The 18,223-nt window shown below is 46.1% G+C and carries 16 protein-coding genes and 1 other RNA gene; 7 read left to right on the top strand and 10 right to left on the bottom strand.

Annotated features, from left to right (window positions below):
* Positions 1-57: 57 nt before the first annotated feature.
* The 3 genes from NTX76_00385 to NTX76_00375 all read right to left on the bottom strand — a co-directional run bounded on the left by NTX76_00385 (position 58) and on the right by NTX76_00375 (position 3,244).
* The gene (locus NTX76_00385) at positions 58-453 is read right to left on the bottom strand and encodes a class I SAM-dependent methyltransferase (protein ID MCX7337730.1); all 396 of its coding nucleotides are present in this window, start codon (positions 451-453) and stop codon (positions 58-60) included.
* 169 nt (positions 454-622) lie between these two features.
* Positions 623-1,733, bottom strand: a protein-coding gene (gene prfB / locus NTX76_00380) for a peptide chain release factor 2 (protein MCX7337729.1) whose coding sequence is annotated in 2 segments (ribosomal slippage) — positions 623-1,663 and positions 1,665-1,733 — 1,110 coding nt in all. Because the reading frame shifts where the segments join, the coding sequence is not laid out codon by codon here.
* A gap of 77 nt (positions 1,734-1,810) precedes the next feature.
* Positions 1,811-3,244, bottom strand: coding sequence for a M23 family metallopeptidase (locus NTX76_00375; GenBank protein ID MCX7337728.1), 1,434 nt, complete (start codon positions 3,242-3,244; stop codon positions 1,811-1,813).
* A 122-nt stretch (positions 3,245-3,366) separates the two neighbouring features.
* Here NTX76_00375 and NTX76_00370 point away from each other — a divergent pair, with 122 nt between their 5' ends.
* A complete protein-coding gene (locus tag NTX76_00370; protein MCX7337727.1) occupies positions 3,367-4,350 on the top strand; it encodes a lytic transglycosylase domain-containing protein in 984 nt (327 codons plus the stop codon).
* A 15-nt stretch (positions 4,351-4,365) separates the two neighbouring features.
* Here NTX76_00370 and lpxB read toward each other — a convergent pair whose 3' ends face one another.
* The 6 genes from lpxB to rnhA all read right to left on the bottom strand — a co-directional run bounded on the left by lpxB (position 4,366) and on the right by rnhA (position 9,373).
* Complete coding sequence (lpxB, locus tag NTX76_00365) at positions 4,366-5,490, bottom strand: lipid-A-disaccharide synthase (GenBank protein ID MCX7337726.1); 1,125 nt, start codon at positions 5,488-5,490, stop codon at positions 4,366-4,368.
* A 10-nt stretch (positions 5,491-5,500) separates the two neighbouring features.
* Positions 5,501-6,127 carry an SCO family protein gene (locus NTX76_00360; protein MCX7337725.1) on the bottom strand — a complete coding sequence of 209 codons (627 nt, stop codon included), beginning with the start codon at positions 6,125-6,127 and terminating at the stop codon, positions 5,501-5,503.
* A gap of 129 nt (positions 6,128-6,256) precedes the next feature.
* A complete protein-coding gene (locus NTX76_00355; GenBank protein MCX7337724.1) occupies positions 6,257-6,889 on the bottom strand; it encodes a ribonuclease HII in 633 nt (210 codons plus the stop codon).
* The gene (locus NTX76_00350; protein MCX7337723.1) at positions 6,873-8,204 is read right to left on the bottom strand and encodes a cation:proton antiporter; all 1,332 of its coding nucleotides are present in this window, start codon (positions 8,202-8,204) and stop codon (positions 6,873-6,875) included. The genes NTX76_00355 and NTX76_00350 overlap by 17 nt, the downstream gene beginning before the upstream one ends.
* Before the next feature lie 13 nt (positions 8,205-8,217).
* Positions 8,218-8,886: a dTMP kinase gene (gene tmk, locus NTX76_00345; protein MCX7337722.1), complete on the bottom strand. Its 669-nt coding sequence runs from the start codon at positions 8,884-8,886 to the stop codon at positions 8,218-8,220.
* A gap of 13 nt (positions 8,887-8,899) precedes the next feature.
* Complete coding sequence (gene rnhA, locus NTX76_00340; protein ID MCX7337721.1) at positions 8,900-9,373, bottom strand: ribonuclease HI; 474 nt, start codon at positions 9,371-9,373, stop codon at positions 8,900-8,902.
* 240 nt (positions 9,374-9,613) lie between these two features.
* Here rnhA and NTX76_00335 point away from each other — a divergent pair, with 240 nt between their 5' ends.
* The 6 genes from NTX76_00335 (at position 9,614) to NTX76_00310 (ending at position 17,547) form a co-directional block, all read left to right on the top strand.
* Positions 9,614-12,421 carry an inverse autotransporter beta domain-containing protein gene (locus NTX76_00335; protein ID MCX7337720.1) on the top strand — a complete coding sequence of 936 codons (2,808 nt, stop codon included), beginning with the start codon at positions 9,614-9,616 and terminating at the stop codon, positions 12,419-12,421.
* Between the two features lie 87 nt (positions 12,422-12,508).
* The gene (locus tag NTX76_00330) at positions 12,509-13,438 is read left to right on the top strand and encodes a hypothetical protein (protein MCX7337719.1); all 930 of its coding nucleotides are present in this window, start codon (positions 12,509-12,511) and stop codon (positions 13,436-13,438) included.
* A gap of 132 nt (positions 13,439-13,570) precedes the next feature.
* The gene (locus NTX76_00325) at positions 13,571-13,852 is read left to right on the top strand and encodes a helix-turn-helix transcriptional regulator (GenBank protein ID MCX7337718.1); all 282 of its coding nucleotides are present in this window, start codon (positions 13,571-13,573) and stop codon (positions 13,850-13,852) included.
* 11 nt (positions 13,853-13,863) lie between these two features.
* Positions 13,864-14,289, top strand: a transfer-messenger RNA (tmRNA) gene (gene ssrA / locus NTX76_00320).
* Entirely contained in the window at positions 14,242-14,826 is a 585-nt protein-coding gene (locus NTX76_00315; GenBank protein ID MCX7337717.1) for a ClpXP protease specificity-enhancing factor SspB, read from the top strand. The genes ssrA and NTX76_00315 overlap by 48 nt, the downstream gene beginning before the upstream one ends.
* Before the next feature lie 21 nt (positions 14,827-14,847).
* Positions 14,848-17,547, top strand: a complete 2,700-nt coding sequence (locus NTX76_00310; GenBank protein MCX7337716.1) for a translocation/assembly module TamB domain-containing protein — start codon at positions 14,848-14,850, stop codon at positions 17,545-17,547.
* A gap of 40 nt (positions 17,548-17,587) precedes the next feature.
* Here the strand turns inward: NTX76_00310 and NTX76_00305 are convergent, their stop codons facing one another.
* Positions 17,588-18,115, bottom strand: coding sequence for a M15 family metallopeptidase (locus NTX76_00305; protein ID MCX7337715.1), 528 nt, complete (start codon positions 18,113-18,115; stop codon positions 17,588-17,590).
* Positions 18,116-18,223: the final 108 nt, after the last annotated feature.

The following is an 18,223-nucleotide window of genomic DNA, read 5'->3' as shown; positions in this document are numbered from 1 at the left end:
GAGTGTTTCGCTGTCTACGCTTCGACTCTGTCGTTACCTTGAGAGACGCAAGACTCGCTATGTGGTGGGACTGGCTTTCCCTTCCACAGCGGGACTTTCACCCGCAAGATTGGTGCGACTTATCTTGGCGCACAGAGACTTTTTCTTGTTTAATTCAACAAGTGTAACATTTTTATACCCAAGGATTGATAAAACTAAACCCGGGAAACCAGCCCCACTACCAACATCTAGCACACTAACTCGATCTGAAGCGATATGTTTGACTATCTGAATGCTGTCAACCAAATGTCTATCGACAAACTTATCCAATGTTTCTCTTTGAACGAGACTGGCGTACTCATTCCACTGGACTAAGAGCTCGCGGTATTTGATAAATTTTTCTAATGTTTCACGTGAAACAAAAAAATCAGGAAGCAAGATGTCTATTCTATTTTGCATCTCATTGGTCGACAAGGGGGACTTCATCAATGGCCTCAGGGTATACACTTTGTTTGATTGCCTATAATACAAAGATTTAACAAAGAAACCAACTGTTCTGTAAATTAAAATAAAACCCTTGTCAGTCGATCATTTTCACAAAATTGCTTGGCTAAATCCATCCTCCCCCTGATGGATTTGCCTTTTATACGCCATCGCTTCCAATTCGTTGCGCCAACGCAGCCTCTAAATAGCAATCAATATCACCATCCAAAACGCCATGTGCATTTCCACGCTCAACGCCCGTTCGGTTATCCTTCACGATCTGATAAGGCTGCAAAACATAAGACCGAATTTGGTGTCCCCACCCAATATCAGTCTTGCCAGAAGTTTGAGCAGACAATTTCTCCTCGCGTATTCTCAATTCCAACTCATACAGACGTGCTTTCAACATAGACATCGCCTGGGCCCTGTTGCGATGCTGCGACCGATCATTTTGACACTGCACCACAATTCCTGTTGGTATATGGGTAATTCTGATTGCGCTTTCAGTTTTGTTAATATGCTGCCCACCTGCACCCGATGCACGATAGGTATCGATACGCAGATCCTTGTCTTCTATCTCTATGTTAATCGAATCATCAACAACAGGATAAACCCAAACCGATGCAAAGCTTGTATGTCGCCTAGAGTTCGCATCAAATGGCGAGATTCTGACCAGCCGATGCACGCCACTTTCTGTTTTTAGCCAGCCATAGGCCTGATGTCCAATGATTTTAAAAGTGATCGATTTTATGCCCGCCTCTTCGCCTGGGTTTTCATCAAGAATTTCAATCTTGTATCGCCGCTGTTCTGCCCATCGGACATACATTCTGGATAACATTTGGACCCAATCCTGGGCCTCTGTTCCACCAGCGCCAGCGTTAACCTCAACAAAGCAATCATTCGAATCGGCCTCTCCCGACAGCAAAGTTTCTAATTGCAAACGAACAGCCGTTTTGGAGAATTCTTCCAATGATTTTTCCGCCTCGTCCACAATTGAATCATCGCCCTCCATTTCGGCGAGCTCAATTAGCCCTATCGCATCCTTCAATGATTGTTCCATCCCCTGGATTCGCAAGATAGACTGATGTAAATCTTCCCGTTCCTTAAGGATTTTCTGCGCCGATACCTGGTCCTGCCAAAGATCGGGTGATTCGGCTTGGTGATTTAGATGATCCAGCCTTAGAAGTGCGCGATCCCAGTCAAAGGTGCCTCCGTAATAATACCAAGGATTGATTGATTGTCTTAACGTGTGCGTCTACTTCTGCGCGCATTGATAAAAACTCCTTTAATTGACGGTTATCATTTCTGGCTTTTGAGGCATTGCACCCTATAAAGTTCATTCACCTGCTCATGCCCGGACTTTACTTAGCTTCACAGAACGGGTTTGAACAATTTGATTTTTAGCGCCCTGAGGGAAGCCAACGATTTGACCAGAAATGTCTTTTTTAAGCAAGTTAAACCGTTGCATTTCTCGCCCCACCAGATGAGTCGTGGGAAATTGTTTGATTTTCTGGGGGTCAATTTGTTCCCTTTTGTAAATGACCTCAAAATGAAGATGGGGGCCCGTTGACAAACCCGTTGTCCCTACATACCCAATCACCTGTCGTTGTTTTACACGGACCCCAACCCTTAATTGCGGAGAAAATCGGCTCAGATGCGCATAGGCTGTTTCATAATCCGTAGTGTGTTTAATTTTGATATAGTTACCATAGTCGCCATTGTATCCAGCCTTCACAACAATCCCGTCTCCGGCCGCCATGATCGTTGTTCCGACTGGAGCCCCAAAATCAACACCCTTGTGTTCTCTAGTATAGGATTTGAGCGGATGCGCCCGTCTACCAAACTTGGACGTCACGCGTGATTTGCTGGGGTCAATTGGCGTCTGAAGCAGCGCCCTAACGATGCTTTCGCCCTTATCCGTATAATATCCAGACACCCCTTCTGCAGATGTAAACTTATACAACCGATGAACCTGACCCCCTGCAAGAATTGAAACATACTTGATCTCGCCCGATTTAACTGTGTTTCCATAGGCGTCCTGTTGCTCCTCGTACAGCAATTCAAATGGATCCCCGCTTTTTAGGTCATGCGATAAATTTACGCTATAGCTCAATGCCATAATCGCTTCGTGCACAATTTTTTGAGGAACATCTTTTTTTAGGACGGAATTATAAAAACTGCTCTTGACGACGCCTTCTACTCTTTTCAGTACCTTGGCCAAAATAATCGCCTTTTTCTCTGCCTTAAACCTGCCTTTCGTGTCACGAGTCAAAGTCAGACGATGCTCCGCAGACGGCTTGAATTCCAAACTCAGCAGAGAGACAGTTTCCTCAGAATCATTGCCCTGATAACAAACAGAGATTGTCTGCCCAACTTTTAAATCGCGAGGATTGCAACATTTTTGAAGGGCTTTAATCGCCTCGTCAATTTCTTTTTTTGAAACACCAAGATCAGACAGAATCGTTGCAATAGTATCGCCCCTGCCTACTTGCAGGACCCGCTCCCTCAAAAGAGTTAATTTTGCCTGTGAAAAAATAAATCCTGCCGCAGATGTAAAGCCAGACAACTGTGAATCGTCAAAGGTTAACTTATCTTGCAGATTCTTGTATATGTTATCAAAGGGGGATGTTGTTTGCCCCGGGTACTGCCCTTGACTATGTAGCAATTCCAACTCCAGGTTTAATGCATTTTCTGCCTCGTAACCAACATAATACTCCCTTGCGGCAATCAGAAAAGCCATAACCATCAAGCTTAAGCTGATTGCATGAGAGTATTTTTTCAATAGAGCATCCCCGGATCATGTTTTGCATTCTTGTTTAATGACGCTCAAAAAACAAAAAAAGATAGAATTATAAATGTTATTTTGACGCTGTGACATAAACACTTTGCCAAAATGGCACACAAATGTCAACCTTCGAGGCTGGCTGCATGAGCGTGCAACAAAAAACACACGCTGATTCCATCAAAAAGTACCCTCCTAGAAAAACACATCCACTACGGCCACATGGCATGCTTCTTGCACTTTCCTATATCGAAGGGAAACAATACATGCTTTGGAATCACTTTAAAAAGGCCTTACTATGTTTAAAATTTTTATATCTCTTGTTGGCTCTGCTACCGGCACACAAAGGATTCGGTCATTCATGTGAATCATTTATCCAACAACAGGAGGCTGCCCTTGGAATTCCACACCAGCTCTTGAAATCGATTGCTTTGACAGAATCAGGCAAGAAAACGGGATTTGGTCAATTTGTTGCCTGGCCGTGGACCATTAACGTCAATGGCAAAGGATATACGTATGCAACAAAGGACGAGGCTATCACGGCCGTCCAAAAATTTCAGCGTCATGGTATTTCAAGTATTGATGTTGGCTGTATGCAAATTAATCTAAAACATCATCCACATGCATTTCGAAACTTATCGGATGCGTTCGATCCGCAACTCAATGTTGCCTATGCTGCCCGCTATTTACTAGGCTTAAGAGAGCAATATCATTCCTGGTACCAAGCTGTTGCCCACTATCATTCCGCGACACCACGCCATCATATCCCCTATCGTGAAAAGGTTATTAAAGCGTGGCAAAAAATGCGCCAACTGACCGGAAATTCAATACCCGCTCTTCTGGATATCCAATTTACTGGGGAAAATAATCCCACACAATCAGAACCCAGTCCTTTGGCAAATCCCCTTGTGCGCTTTACGGCCTATAAACTGCCAGCCAATAACAAGCCAAAAAAAAATGAACAACCATCTATAATGCATCCACCGGGTCAATTCAGACCATTACAGGCAACAAAAGAAACAATCAAGGTTAACAAACGCACGTTTTATCCCGTTAATTTAGTCGCGATTAAAAACGCAACCAAGAATTTTTTGCCGTTGAGATAGGAAAAAAAGTCAGGATTATCTATAGGATAAAATAATGCGGGCCGCGAGTTGGCTTGGCATATCGACATCATCCCCCCGCAAAAAATCGATGGCTTGCTGCAAAAACGGTTTCATCGCTTGTGGATTTTTCAGGATAGGGACAAGATCTTGGGCTAAATTCTGCGGCGTACAATCGTGCTGTATTCTCTCGGGGACAATTCGTTGATTCAACACCAGATTAACTGGGCAGGCCATATCAACAGTAACCAATCGTTTGACAATGAAATGCGTAATGGGGGATAAACGATACCCAACAACCATCGAAAGTGATGCCCGTGCCAATTCTAATGCAACCGTACCATTTGCCGCCAACGCTGCCGTTGATGCCATAAATGCAGCTTGTTTTTCGGCTGGTGTATCGGTAATCGTCAGGGGAACGGAGCATGACTGTGCCTGCGCTTTCACACCGGAAAGCAAATGGGGCAAAACGGGGACCACCCCCCGGATCGTTGGAAACTGTTGCGATAAAAGGGTGATCGTTTCCATAAAAATGGGAAATAGTCGTTGTATTTCGCTTTGTCGGCTTCCTGGTAATATACACAGTAAAGGCACATCGGGCAGAATACCATGTCGCTGTCGAAATGTTGGATCCGGCTGTGGCGTTTGTTCAACCACGGGATGCCCCACAAACGTCGTTGGCAAACCATAACGTGTGAAATAAGGGGGCTCGAACGGAAACAAGGTTAAAAGATGATCGACTTGCTGGGATAATTTTTTCGCCCGACCAGGTTTCCATGCCCAGACAGAGGGGGCAACATACTGCACAACTGGAATTTTGCACTGTTTCTTGACCAACCGAACAACTCTTAGGCAAAATCCAGGCGCATCAATCGTCACAATCACATCAGGTTTTGTGGCGATAATATGGTCGAGTGTTTGCCGTATCCGTTTTTTAATCGTCAGGATATGGGGAATAACCTCAACCAATCCCATCACAGAAATATCCTGAATGGGGAATAGGCTTTTCAGTCCATGGCTTTCCATTAATGCACCACCAACCCCGAAAATCTCAAGGCTTGGGTTCATTACTCGCAAAGCCTTTATTAAATGAGATCCCAAAAGATCTCCGGAAGCCTCACCTGCGATAATATAAATTTTCACGGCTAACTTTTCACGGCTTTGGTGAGAAAAGACATTTCTGCAGAACCTTGGCCAATACTTCCGGATCCACGGTATGCGGAAACTGCTGAACAAAGGCACCATTTCTGTCCATGATATAAATCATCGTACTGTGATCCATCAAATAGTCCGTCGTTCCATCATTTGGCGCCGTAGCCGCATAAACACGGTAGGCTTTCGACACACCATCAATTTGGTCCTGTGGCCCCGTCAACATGACAAAACTTGGGTGGAAATTTGATGCATGCAGTTTCAGGTTTTCGACCGTATCGCGTTTTGGATCGATTGTTATAAAGATAGGAACAACCTGGTCCCGATCTTTTTGAAGCAAATCAATGGCCTTTGACATGTTCTGAAGGCCCAGCGGACAAATATCTGGGCAATAGCTGTATCCAAAATAGACCAGCATAAGCTTACCCCTAAATTCATCATTGGTGCGCGTGTTTCCGTATTGATCCGTCAATGTAAATACACCACCAATGTTGGCATGCCCATGGCTGGGCTTGCTGTCGACAAAGGCCGCCGGGATTTTGCCAAGCTGATATTTTACAAGGGATACACACCCAACGATAACCAAAAAGGCCCACAGACCGTATCGCCAAAATCGAAGAGAACCCATGAATTTACCCCTTTGCTGACTATTAAAGAACTGCATTGGCAGGAGCTTTATACCCCCGATCCAATCTGATTCATCATACTTTAGGTCTCATTTCATTACCAGCCACATCGTTGACTGTATTCAATTCGGTCACTCTTTAACCAAAAACACCCGAACAGGTGCATAACTTTGCCGATGATGGGGTGTGATCCCAAAATGAATCATGGCTTGATGGTGCTCACGCGTCCCATATCCAGCATTACGTTTCCAGTTATACTGGGGATATATTTGATCAAGCTCACCCATGATACAATCCCGTTCAACCTTCGCCAAAATGGATGCCGCTGCAATGGAAAAACTTTGCTGGTCACCCTTAATGATCATCTGAACGGGAATATCCAAGGGGGGCTTTCGAATACCATCCACCAGGGCATAACCAGGCCTTGGAACAAGAACACCAACAGCACGCTGCATCGCCAATTGTGTGGCTTTACTGATGTTCAGCGCGTCGATCTCCTCAACGCTTGCGTGACCAATGCCATAAGAAACTGCGGGATGATTTTTTAATATGTCCGCGATTCGTTCCCGTTTTTTTCGACTGATTATCTTGGAATCCTTGACCTGGTCATACAGGGCATTCGGAAATGAATCCCGATCCAAAATCACCGCTGCCGCAACAACAGGGCCGGCCCATGGACCACAACCAGCCTCGTCAATGCCGGCAACACGACCAGAAAACTGCTCCTCGAAAACGAAACTAGGGGTGTTATTCGTCGTCGTCATCCAGGGTAACCGGCCCTTCCAAAAATTGAATCCTTGACGGCTGATCCGCATGAGGCTTGCTTGCCGACCAATCTTTTGCACGCCGCCAATAGCACAGCGCAGATGAAACTTCCCGTCCATAGACCAAATTCAGTAACTTCCTGAGAGAAATAGTATTTGCATCAGCCAAATCTTTTAAACGTCGCGCCGTTGCCATCCACAGGGGGCTGAATGCTAATGAAAGTGCCGTTATGGAGATAATCAGCCGCTGCCCGAAATCAGTAATGATGTGGGCCTGATTTGCGATCGTCGTCATCAAAAATGCAAATTCCCCCAGCTGGGCAAGCGTAACCCCAATAAGAAATGATTGTGACCATGACAGCCTCAGCAACCTCAGGATAAAAATATTCAAAGCTGTTTTCCCAATAACAATCAAAAACAACAAAAGCAATACAAACTGCAGATTAATCCAAATAAATCCAATATCAAGAAGCAATCCAATCGACAGGAAAAAAACCATTAACAATATAGACTGTATCGGCTTTGTCGTTTCGATCACCAACAAGCGTTCATGCGTGTTCCCCAGCACAAGCCCCGCCAGAAATGCGCCATAGGGTGCAGATAAACCCATTAATCCCGATCCTGCCGCCGCCAAAAAGCAGAACGTTAAACAGGCAAGCGGAACAAGATCCTTTTCACCGGCTATAACGCGCACCAAAGGAACGTGGACCCTGTGGCGTCGGCTCAGGTAAGTTATTAGCGCAACGATCATCCCGATAGAACCGATGATTTTTATGAACATCATGGGGCTCAGCAAAGATTCAGAATAATTCCTAAGGATAATGATCATAGGAACGATTGCCAGATCTTGGGCGATCAAAATTCCAATTGTGAGCTGCCCTGTTTCGGTTTTAAGCTCGCCAATACTTTCGAGCATTTTCACAACAACCGCCGTCGATGACAACGACGCCACAAACCCCAAAAGAAGCGACAACTCCATAGACCATCCCAGCAAGGTGGAGCATCCCAAAGGTATAGAAACACAAACAAAAATCTGCAGCACCGTACAAAGCGTAGCCGTGACCCAGACCCGTTTAAAAGTCCGAAGGTTAAGTTCCATCCCTACGACAAACAATAAAAGCAAAACCCCCAATTCAGCAAGGATTTCGACTTGGTCCCTAGACTGAATCAGGGCAAAACAAGATGGCCCAAGAATAACCCCCGTCAGGATATATCCCAAAACAGGGGGCTGCTTTAAACGCGACAATATCAATCCACCCGTTAAGGCGATTAAAACAACAAGGGCGATTTCTGTGATTTGGATTCCTTCATGCATAACGGAAAGACTATCACAAAATACCCCTGTCAACAATGCCCATAATGTCGTGCCAAATAATCTGCTCTATAATCTCGGGCGCACTGGTGGCATCAATCACACGACAGCGCTTTGGTTCCCTTTCCGCGATTTGCATAAAACCCTGACGCACGCGCTGATGAAAAGACACATCCAATGATTCAAATCGATTTTCCGCACCCTCTTTGACGGATTCTCTGGCAGATTCTGCCGCCAAGCGTTTGCATGATCTTTCCAGCCCAACGCCGGGATCCAAATCAAAAACATACGTTCTGTCAGGTTTTCGGGTGCCAATCACATTTTTATACAAGCTATCGAAAAAATCCAACGAAACCCCATGGCCATACCCCTGATACGCGACACTAGAATCGGCGAACCGATCACAGATCACCACATGGCCATTGGCCAATGCCGGCTCAATCAGCTTTTGCCAATGATCGGCCCGCGCTGCATACATCAATAACGCCTCTGAAATGGGTGACCAGCGATTGGCATTTCCGGTAACCAAAAGCGCGCGCAATTGTTCCGCCCCATGTGTTCCGCCCGGCTCGCGCGTTAGTGTGACGACCCTGCCCGATTGTTCCAAATGGTTGGCCAACAGCTTGCTTTGCGTGCTTTTCCCGGCCCCTTCGCCACCCTCGACTGTAATGAAAATCCCGCGCATGCGACCCGCCCCCTTAATCTGCCATCCGTTGGGCAATGATGGCTTTTCGCGCCAGCATATCCGCCCGTTCATTTTCCGGATGCCCATTATGCCCGCGCACCCAGTTCCATTCGATCGTATGCGTTTGCATCAGATCGTCCAACCGTTGCCACAGATCCTGGTTTTTGACGGGATTTTTCGCCGCCGTTTTCCAGCCGTTCTTTTTCCAGTTTTTGATCCATGATGTAATGCCGTCTTTTAAATATTGGCTATCGGTGAACAGCTGGATCGTGAATTTTGGTGGCAACGCCGATATCCCCCCAATCGCCGCCATCATTTCCATTCTATTGTTGGTTGTCTGTTGATCCCCACCGGATAACTCTACCTCCACAGTATTCTGACGCAAAAGCGCCCCCCATCCCCCGGGTCCCGGGTTCCCACTACAGGCCCCATCTGTATAAATTTCAACAACGGCAGAGGGTACGAAATCACTTAATTTGTCTGACACTTTATATAGGCTCCTTATGTTTCCTATGGTTATAGCCGAGAATCCCCCCCTAATGAAAACAAATTCAGCATAACCCCGCCCCTTTCATTTTTTTTGCATTTCTATAAAAAAAGTACTTGATTTTTTTATGTTTATTGTTTACTTAACGTAGGTGGAATCGGGTTAACTAAAGCATCTGTATTCCGGCGAGCTTTTATCTAAAATTTTATGAAATAACTTTGGAGTGTTCACATCTTGAAAATGATATTTAATCAACGAATGGTTATTAATCAATTTAGAAAGATTCTTTTTCTGACGGCAGCGTCATTGTCGATCGGGGCAGTGGAAAGTCAGGGTGGGCCCTCCTCCAAAGATCAAAAACCTGCAGCCGCTGTCTTGTCTAAAAAATGGAACCCAGCCGTTCATTTCGGTGCCAAAGCCGGCAACGAACGTCGCATTGGCCAGATGGCGCTTTTTGCGCCGCTATCCCAAGGATTGAATGATCTGATTTACCTTGATTTCCGGTTCACAGCCGATTCCCATTCAGCAAAGGAAGGGAACTTTGGTATCGGTAAACGATGGATCACCGACAGTAACCAATTCATCCTGGGCGTTTATGGATTTTATGACCGTCGCAAAACAGAATTGTCTAACACGGTAAATCAGCTGACCTTGGGGGCAGAGGCGATGAGCGAAACCTGGGATTACCGGGCCAACGTGTACCTGCCAGAGGATACCACCAAAGAAGCCGAAAAAAACATAGCCCCCATTTCCACACGAGAAACAAAATATCGCGGCCATACCGAAACCAAAACTGTTAGCACCGTTAATTCCAAACTCGTCAAAGAAATCCCCTTAAAAGGTTTTGATTTAGAAGTTGGTCGATCCATGCCCGGATGCCCCCCTTTACGCGTTTATGGTGCCGTCTATGATTTCGAAGGGCGCGCCGGTGCCAAATCAATCCGTGGTCTGCGCCTAAGGGCCAATCTGGATATCAACGAATATGTATCGTTCCAAGTCGAAGGGAGCCGCGACACAGTCCGCAAAGCCGTCGGCTTCGTTGGTGCATCCGTTCGCATCCCCTTTGGCGGAAGCGATAAAAAGAATGCACCCGTGCTCAACGTTCTTGACAAGCGCATGACCGAACTGCCCATGCGAGACATCGACATCGTCGTCAATTCAGTTGAGGGTCAGTCGAAAAGAGAACCGTTGATTGAGAAGATTGAGACAGGAAATGTCTGGCATATAAAAGATCCAAACCCAGGCAAAGAGGATTTAGGTGTTAATGATGGATTACGTGGAGACGGCACGGCCGAGGACCCCTTCAGAGCTTACCCCAGCCGCAGAGACCTAATTGCAACTCGTCTTGAGGGCGCAGAAGCCAACAAAGTCGTTTCTATCGGACGCGATCTGCAAATAAAGGGCGAGCCGCTGGATCTTCGTGAACACCGCGCAGAGGGCGGACTGATAAGAGAGCTTCTGGAGGAGGTCTTGCGGACCCATCATCAAGCAGCGCATCATAATGCCGCCGCCCAACAAGCCGCAGATGCTGAGCGCGTGAGACTTGAGAACGAGAGACTTGCAGGATTAGAAGCTGAGCGCGTGAGACTTGAAGCAAATGCGAAGCGTCAGCAAGATGAAGCAAATGCGAAGCGTCAGCAAGATGAAGCAAATGCGAAGCGTCAGCAAGATGAAGCAAATGCGAAGCGTCAGCAAGATGAAGCAAATGCGAAGCGTCAGCAAGAAGAAGCAGATGCGAAGCGTCAGCAAGAAGAAGCAGATGCTAACCCTGTCGCAGCTGATAATGGACTGCAGCTTCCACCTGTTGATGCAGTCGCACAACAACGACCACAGATGCCTGTCGGCCTAATGGCAGGAATTCATGCTAGCAGACAAGCCGACGCACCAGATGTCAATATTCCTGTTGACGTGCCTGTCGCAGTAGTTGTTGATTCCGGTGATTTAGCAAGCAGATTACGTGTGATAGAGCACAAAAACAGACCAGGTCTACCTTCTGTGGGAATGTTGAACATGTCCCCCCCTGTGGAACCTACTTCAACAACAGCGAGCGCTGCTTTGAGACCATCCTCTCCCCCGCTAGTTCCAACTGATATACCTACCATACCAGTGATGAGCGGACCTCCGATTGCAGTAATGAGCGGACCTCCAATGGGAGTGATGAGCGGACCTCCAACGGGAACAGTAATACCCAATACGTCTTCTTCCAAAATTGCGGTAGCGTCCAAACCCCTAAGCTCTAACCCAGAAAACGATACTAAGGCAAGCATAGCTGCCTCCAGTAGTTCATTGGGAAGCAATGCGCAACCGTCATTTCTTGATTCAATCGCAAAGGGCGTCACACTGAAAAAGATACCTACAGCCGCAGAGCGAGAGAAAGAAACGAAAGCTACCGTAGCTAAGGGAGGCGGAAGCATGGCAGACCTCTTGGCATCAAACCTACTTGACAGGTTCAAGAAGTCACGCGGAGGAAACGATTCCGATAACGAGCCTAGCGCTTTTGATGAAGATAGCCCGGCTCCTCAAACAAGGAATACCGTAACACAGAAAGCCAGTGTTTCATCCGCGAGCACGAAGCCAATAGCAGCCGTCATCCCCGACAATGTCGCAGAGGAAAAGGTGGATAGGTTGCTAAAGGAGGAGGTTATAGCCACAAAAGACAATACAAGCGCTGTGCAATCAAGAGCTGATAAAATGCGGGCATTGAAAGCATCACAGCAACAAAAATCTAAAGAGATTAAATCTCTAAGTGCCGCCACTTCTTCCGTGAGCTTGGTGCAGACTCCATCAACCCGGATAAGTGCGTCTTCCGTGAGTACGCAACCACACTCCACTTCCCCAATTCAGAAAGATGATGTGCCCGCGCTGTCTGTGAGGGAAAGATTGTCCAGGATAGAGGCGAACAATAAAGCCAATATGGCCTCGCAGCAAAGCAGAGTTATCCCCATGACACCGCTACGTCGTCCATCTGCTTCAGTAGCGACTGTAACGGAGTTAAGTCCTTCTCCCGCCAAACCAAACAAATCATCGGCCGCAGTAGCAAGTGATTAGTTGCAATGGATTCAAGAATGAATACGAATGAGTCTTGCTGATTATAGATATAAGTTTATTAAAAGTAATTCAAAAGAGGTATACACCATGTCACCATATAATTATTTGCCGACCATACTGTTGTTTGCTTTTTGTTGTGGATTCACATCTTCATCATATGCGGCATCAAAACCTGCTTACAGCACTCAATCCGACGCAGCATATTCAAGCTCATCTGATAATAATAGGATTAAGATAGCAGGCGCATGCTTTGAATCCATGCGAATATCAGAAGAAGATAAATTTGAGCTGGAAAGTTTGCGCGCAGACCAACAGAAAGCAAACACCGATCTCGACCCAAATTTAGCAGAGCAGATTGGCGGACCCATGTGTTTGTTCGGAAGCATAGAAATGGACAAAGTAGAAACACATTTTGATGCACTTTTGCGCTCAGGAATTAAAATGCCCGTAAGCGGGTCAGGCCTTATCAAGGGTATTGTGGATGACGAGTTTTTGGAATCCCTTAGTCAGCATCCCGCTATCGCAAAAGAGAGCATTAAATCAAGAAAAATTTCACGCACCCTTATAAGAGCATACATCAACCGCACATGCATCAACAACAGCGCGGAAGAGAGAGGGGATAAAATTCAATTACTAACCGCCATGTTTGACAACTGGAGGAGCGTTCTTAATGACCTGGATTCAGTGCAAACTGCATACGAAAGCACCGTGACAGATTCAGAAAAGGAAGAATTTGGAGCAAGAAGGTTTGAAAGTCGTGTATTGGGAACGATATTATTTTCCCCAGAAGTGTTCAATATTATACAGCACACCATATTCGAACTTACAGATGGAAACGTTTCCTATGAATACATTGGATACACATATAATATTATGGACGGGGACGATACATATGAATGTGCCTTATGCCTGGGCATAGGCAAAAGCAAAATCGTGATGCCCCCTATGCCAAAACCTCAAGATCAATCTTTGAAAGTGGGAAATCGCGGCGGGAAATCGAACAGAGGCAAACGCTAGAATCAACGATAGACAAAAGTTTTAGCGATGGGCCGCTGGGGTTTTTCACCTTGCTCCCATTTGATGCCCCACACGATGGCCACCCTTACTCCACACCCCACCTTTTGTCATCCTCGGGTCAAGGAGATTTAGATGAAAAACTGGATTCATTTCGAAACGGTCAAGGATCAATGGATGAACGATCCCTTATTCGTGGCGGAATATGATGCCCTGGAATTAGAGTATAAAATTGCATTTGAATTGATTCAGGCACGCTCAAAAGCAGAATTGACACAAGAAGAAGTCGCCAAAAGAATGGGCACGACTCAGTCTGTTATTGCTCGCCTTGAATCGGGGTCTGCACTACCCAGTGTAAAAACTTTGTATAAATATGCCCAGGCAACGGGGAAACAGTTAGAATTTCACATTAACTGAGCCCTATTAATTTTCTTGATTTTACGCCAAAAAAGATTATCCTAGGACTGTCGATCGATCTTTAATCATTTCGTCGACTATGGCGATAAACAATATGCGAAATAAGCGTTGCGGACCCGGGGGCGGTACCCGGCGCCTTCACCAAAAAGAATCGATATGATTTTATGGGGGCGAAATAGGATCGACGTGCGTAATAAAGGTGTGTTCTTTGCCCGGCATGGTACCGCCGTTATCGGACTAAATTTATAAGTGCAACATTTACAAGCACTATGGTAGCAACAGCTGCAAATCGCAACAGTCGGAAATTGGCTTCTGCCAACTCCAACCGTCGTCGGGTTGCAGTTTCTCTCGCTGCTTAAATTCCAGTTTTTTACTGGCGTTAAAGCAACGTGACTATCGCGGTCGGGGGGGCAGCCGGGCAACAGAATGCCCCCACTAATAACGGTCAGGTTTTTGTGTTGAGGGTGCGGCTTGTGACTAAAAAAGACTCCATTGATTATGAAAAGCTTGTTCAGTCGGCCTTGCGCGTTGTCGTCAGGGATGCGCTGTCAATCGTTGCAAAACACGGCCTGACGGGAAAGCAGCATTTCTATATCGCGTTGGCGACAGATCACCCCGGCGTGGATTTGCCCGATTACCTAAAAGACGAATACCCCGATGAAATCACCATTGTCCTGCAGCATGAATTTTGGGACCTGGTGGTCGAGGATAAGCGTTTTTCCATCACCCTGTGTTTCAACGATATCAACGAACGATTAACCATCCCGTTCGAGGCGATCACCAGTTTCGTTGATCCATCGGCCAAGTTTGGATTGCAGTTTACACCTGATTTTTCAACCGAGGAGGACGCCGTGTCACTGTCAGGGGAAAATACCACAGGACGCCAGGCTTTGCAGATGGAGGAGGACGAAAAACCCGCCCCCGTTATGGATGGATCCAACATCGTGACATTGGATACGTTTCGGAAAAAGTAAACAGATACCCAGTTTAGGCGGATGTTCTTTTTATCATTTTTCAAATTATTATTTAGAATTTTCCTAAGCACACTTTATGCCACGGGGATCGTTTTGGTCCTTGTGCAAATTCCGGCGGTTAAAATCCGCATCCTAGAGGGGTTAATCACGCATGCGCTGTCTGACCCCGATCAAAAGGCCCATGTCGAAACAGTTGATGGCTTTTTTCCATTTTCCATAAAAGCATCAAAGGTAACGCTGTCCGACCCCAAAGGGGCGTGGTTGACGGTGAAGGATATCACCCTTAGGCTGCAGTTTTTTCCCTTTCGAATCGGCCCAATTAAACTTTGGGCTAAAATTGGGGCGCTTGAAATCGACCATCTGCCAATGACATCAAAACCCATATCGTTAAAAGAACTTTCTGCGCCAGCGCTGCTTTTTGTACGGAATATCCAGTTGACCCATATCAAAATTGGCCCCGATATTTTTGGCCAGGGTTATGATGGGGCAGGGATGCTGGCGCTTACGATTACGAACCAAAAAGCCACGCTGACCGCAGACCTGTCCGTGATATCACCATTACTGGATAAACCGGCTGCATTCCAATCCACCGGGGTTTTTGATTTTGCAACCAATCGCGGAGGTGTGAATGCAAACCTTGCGGCAACCATTGGGGAGGGGGCTTTCAGACAAAAATCTGATGTCACATTAAATATGACTCTGGACCAGGACCTTTCTGGTCACATCAAAGGATCCCTTGCAAAAACCCAGCTTTCGATCAATTTGGCGAACGGTCGTGGGAATTATGAAATCAACAGAAATCCCAACAACAGCCCCCAATCAATAGGTATTTCCTCCAAGGGGATTATCGACATCTCTGGCAAAACGGTGATCCTAAAAACCCTTCAGGCGTCACTAGATAAGCATAAAATTTCCCTAAAGAAAGAAGTGTCTTGTGGTATTTTGGATCAAAACGATGGCCGTTTTACCCTGGCCCAAGGTTGCCTTGGGGTTGATGGCGGCGAAATTCAGTGGACCGACACCCATTTCAATCTTGGGCACAATCCAGCCGCCTGGCGGGGTCGAATTTCCCTGAAACGAATCCCCCTTGGTTGCCTTCAATCCTTCAATCCCCAGCTAACAGTTGATGGCGAACTATCTGGCGACGCAACGCTGGCAGGTAAAGATTCGATCCCCTCAATCACGGGGGAGTTCTCCATCAAATCCCTGTCATACACCCCCCCAACAAAAGATAGAATGACCGCCTTTCTTGGTCAAAAAATCAATAGCACCACCAAATTTTCGTGGGCACAGGATAGCGTAAAATGGCAATCTAAGCTCATGGGAAAGGGTGCGTTCGAATTGGATATTTCCGGCAGCACGTCGCTTGAAAACGGTCGCCTTTACGCACAAAGCAATATCAACGCCCAGGTAAAAGGGGCCGTCCATTTGGGGGTTTTCGCATCCATTTTACCCGGTGGGGACCGGATCAACGGCACCGCAATCATCAATATGGCCGCTTCTGGCAATGCAGGTCAGCCACAATTAAAGGGTGATATTCACCTGAAATCTGGGCTTTACGAAAACGCAACATTCGGTACGGTTGTTCGGGATATTGATCTAAAGGCTCATGCGGATGGAACCCAAATCATAATTGATTATCTGACCGCACATGATGGCAGCATCACCAGTGAAAAGGGGCCCGGTGGGCAGCTAACCGGCGATGGTCACATCGATTTCAAGACCATGACGAATCCAACTGTGGATACGCGCCTTACGCTAACAGACTTTAAAATTGCCCAAAGCGATTCGTTTGTGGGTCGCGCCAGTGGGTCCCTTGCCCTACAAGGCGAAGGAAGAAATACAAAGATCACGGGAAATTTGATCCTTGATCCGGCTAAATTTTTCTTGGAAGAAGTAACGGGACAAGAAATCCCAACAATCCATATTGTGGACCAAGCGGCATCCGGGGCCAAGAAACATCATGCGACCAAAGAAGAGGAACTAGCGCCAATCATCCCTCTCGATCTGATAATAACAATACCGGATCATTTTACAATCAAAGGATTTGGGCTGGACAGTACCTGGCAAGGGCGGATGACGATTGGAGGCGGTGTGAACACTGCGCAAATCTCTGGGTCCCTGACAATTCAACAAGGAAAGCTCGATTTGTTCGGCAAAGCAATGAAGATTGAAAAGGGTGTCATTACTTTTAATCAAACGAAGAAAAATGACCCACTTTTAGACATAGTCGCCACCAGAGACGCAGGCGATACAAAGGTTATGCTTCACATAGAGAAATGGGCATCCGATCCACAATTTACGTTTTTGTCTTATCCGGCCTTACCCGAAGAACAAATTTTGGCGCTCCTTTTGTTTGGAAATAGTCTTGAAAAAATCTCAGCCGGACAAAGCTTACAACTTGCATCTGTCGCATCAGCCCTGCAAGGAAAAAAGGGAGTCAGCATCACAGACAAAATCCGATCCACGTTTGGCATTGATACGTTGGAACTAAAATCAAATAACGATACACCCGATTCCAGTAGCACAGATAGCAGGCAATCGCTCCGTGTTGGTAAGGAATTTGGCAAGGTGAGAGTTTCCATCGACCAAGGTGTAAGCGCCGGTGGCACCAGCAAAGCAACCCTAGAGGCTTCCGTTGCCGAGAATTTAAATGTGGAGGTTGATGTAGGCGGTGACCGAACATCTGGCTTGGGATTAAGCTGGATTAAACGATATTAATAAAAAAATCTAACCCCTCCTTTCTGAATTTGACAACTCGTCATTCCACACCCCCATAAAGTGCAGAGGGCTGAGCGCTTTGATGAGCCCAGTACCGATCCCCATAAGACCAATGCCAATATTCTGTGGGGTAATTTACAAAACCTACGGCTAATAAGGCCTTACTCATAATATCTCTGTTCTGTTGTGCCTCACCAGAAATGCTCTCTGATATTGCCTGGGAAAGAGAACCATCTTTATCCTCCATCCAATCTTTCACTTGGATTCCCATATTAACCGGTTGACCATTTTCATCAATGAGATAAATATCAATTGCAGAACCCGTTGAGTGGGGTGGAATATTTTTTGAGCCATCTTTATTAGTCACAGGAGAAACAAGCTTAGTCGTTTCGTCAAATATCTGCGCTTGAGACCACGCTGGATGAAGGGTTTGAACCTTGAAAAACCTATTTTCAAAGAGTATACGTTGTAGATTATTGCTCCTATAGCCCTCATACAGGCACAATTTTAAACCATTTGGCAATAAACTTTGGGCATATATACCCCTCTTACATGATTTTCCGTGCATTCTCTCATAAACTATGTCAAGTATAGCTCTATGAATAAAATTTTATCTCCGCAACTTCGAACAGACCTTTTAAAACGTCACAAAACAGAAAGGGATGGTCGCATCCGT

Source organism: Alphaproteobacteria bacterium (genome assembly GCA_026400645.1).
Taxonomy (GTDB): Bacteria; Pseudomonadota; Alphaproteobacteria; order Paracaedibacterales; family CAIULA01; genus JAPLOP01.
This window is presented reverse-complemented; position numbering and strand designations above follow the sequence as displayed.

What these genes read in the sequence shown, in the direction of transcription:
- NTX76_00370 (MCX7337727.1), top strand. Translation starts at nt 3,367, where the DNA reads ATGTCAACCTTCGAGGCTGGCTGCATGAGCGTGCAACAAAAAACACAC.
- NTX76_00360 (MCX7337725.1), bottom strand. Translation starts at nt 6,127, where the DNA reads ATGGGTTCTCTTCGATTTTGGCGATACGGTCTGTGGGCCTTTTTGGTT.
- NTX76_00355 (MCX7337724.1), bottom strand. Translation starts at nt 6,889, where the DNA reads ATGACGACGACGAATAACACCCCTAGTTTCGTTTTCGAGGAGCAGTTT.
- NTX76_00350 (MCX7337723.1), bottom strand. Translation starts at nt 8,204, where the DNA reads ATGCATGAAGGAATCCAAATCACAGAAATCGCCCTTGTTGTTTTAATC.
- tmk (MCX7337722.1), bottom strand. Translation starts at nt 8,886, where the DNA reads ATGCGCGGGATTTTCATTACAGTCGAGGGTGGCGAAGGGGCCGGGAAA.
- NTX76_00335 (MCX7337720.1), top strand. Translation starts at nt 9,614, where the DNA reads ATGATATTTAATCAACGAATGGTTATTAATCAATTTAGAAAGATTCTT.
- NTX76_00330 (MCX7337719.1), top strand. Translation starts at nt 12,509, where the DNA reads ATGTCACCATATAATTATTTGCCGACCATACTGTTGTTTGCTTTTTGT.
- NTX76_00325 (MCX7337718.1), top strand. Translation starts at nt 13,571, where the DNA reads ATGAAAAACTGGATTCATTTCGAAACGGTCAAGGATCAATGGATGAAC.
- NTX76_00310 (MCX7337716.1), top strand. Translation starts at nt 14,848, where the DNA reads ATGTTCTTTTTATCATTTTTCAAATTATTATTTAGAATTTTCCTAAGC.
- NTX76_00305 (MCX7337715.1), bottom strand. Translation starts at nt 18,115, where the DNA reads ATGCACGGAAAATCATGTAAGAGGGGTATATATGCCCAAAGTTTATTG.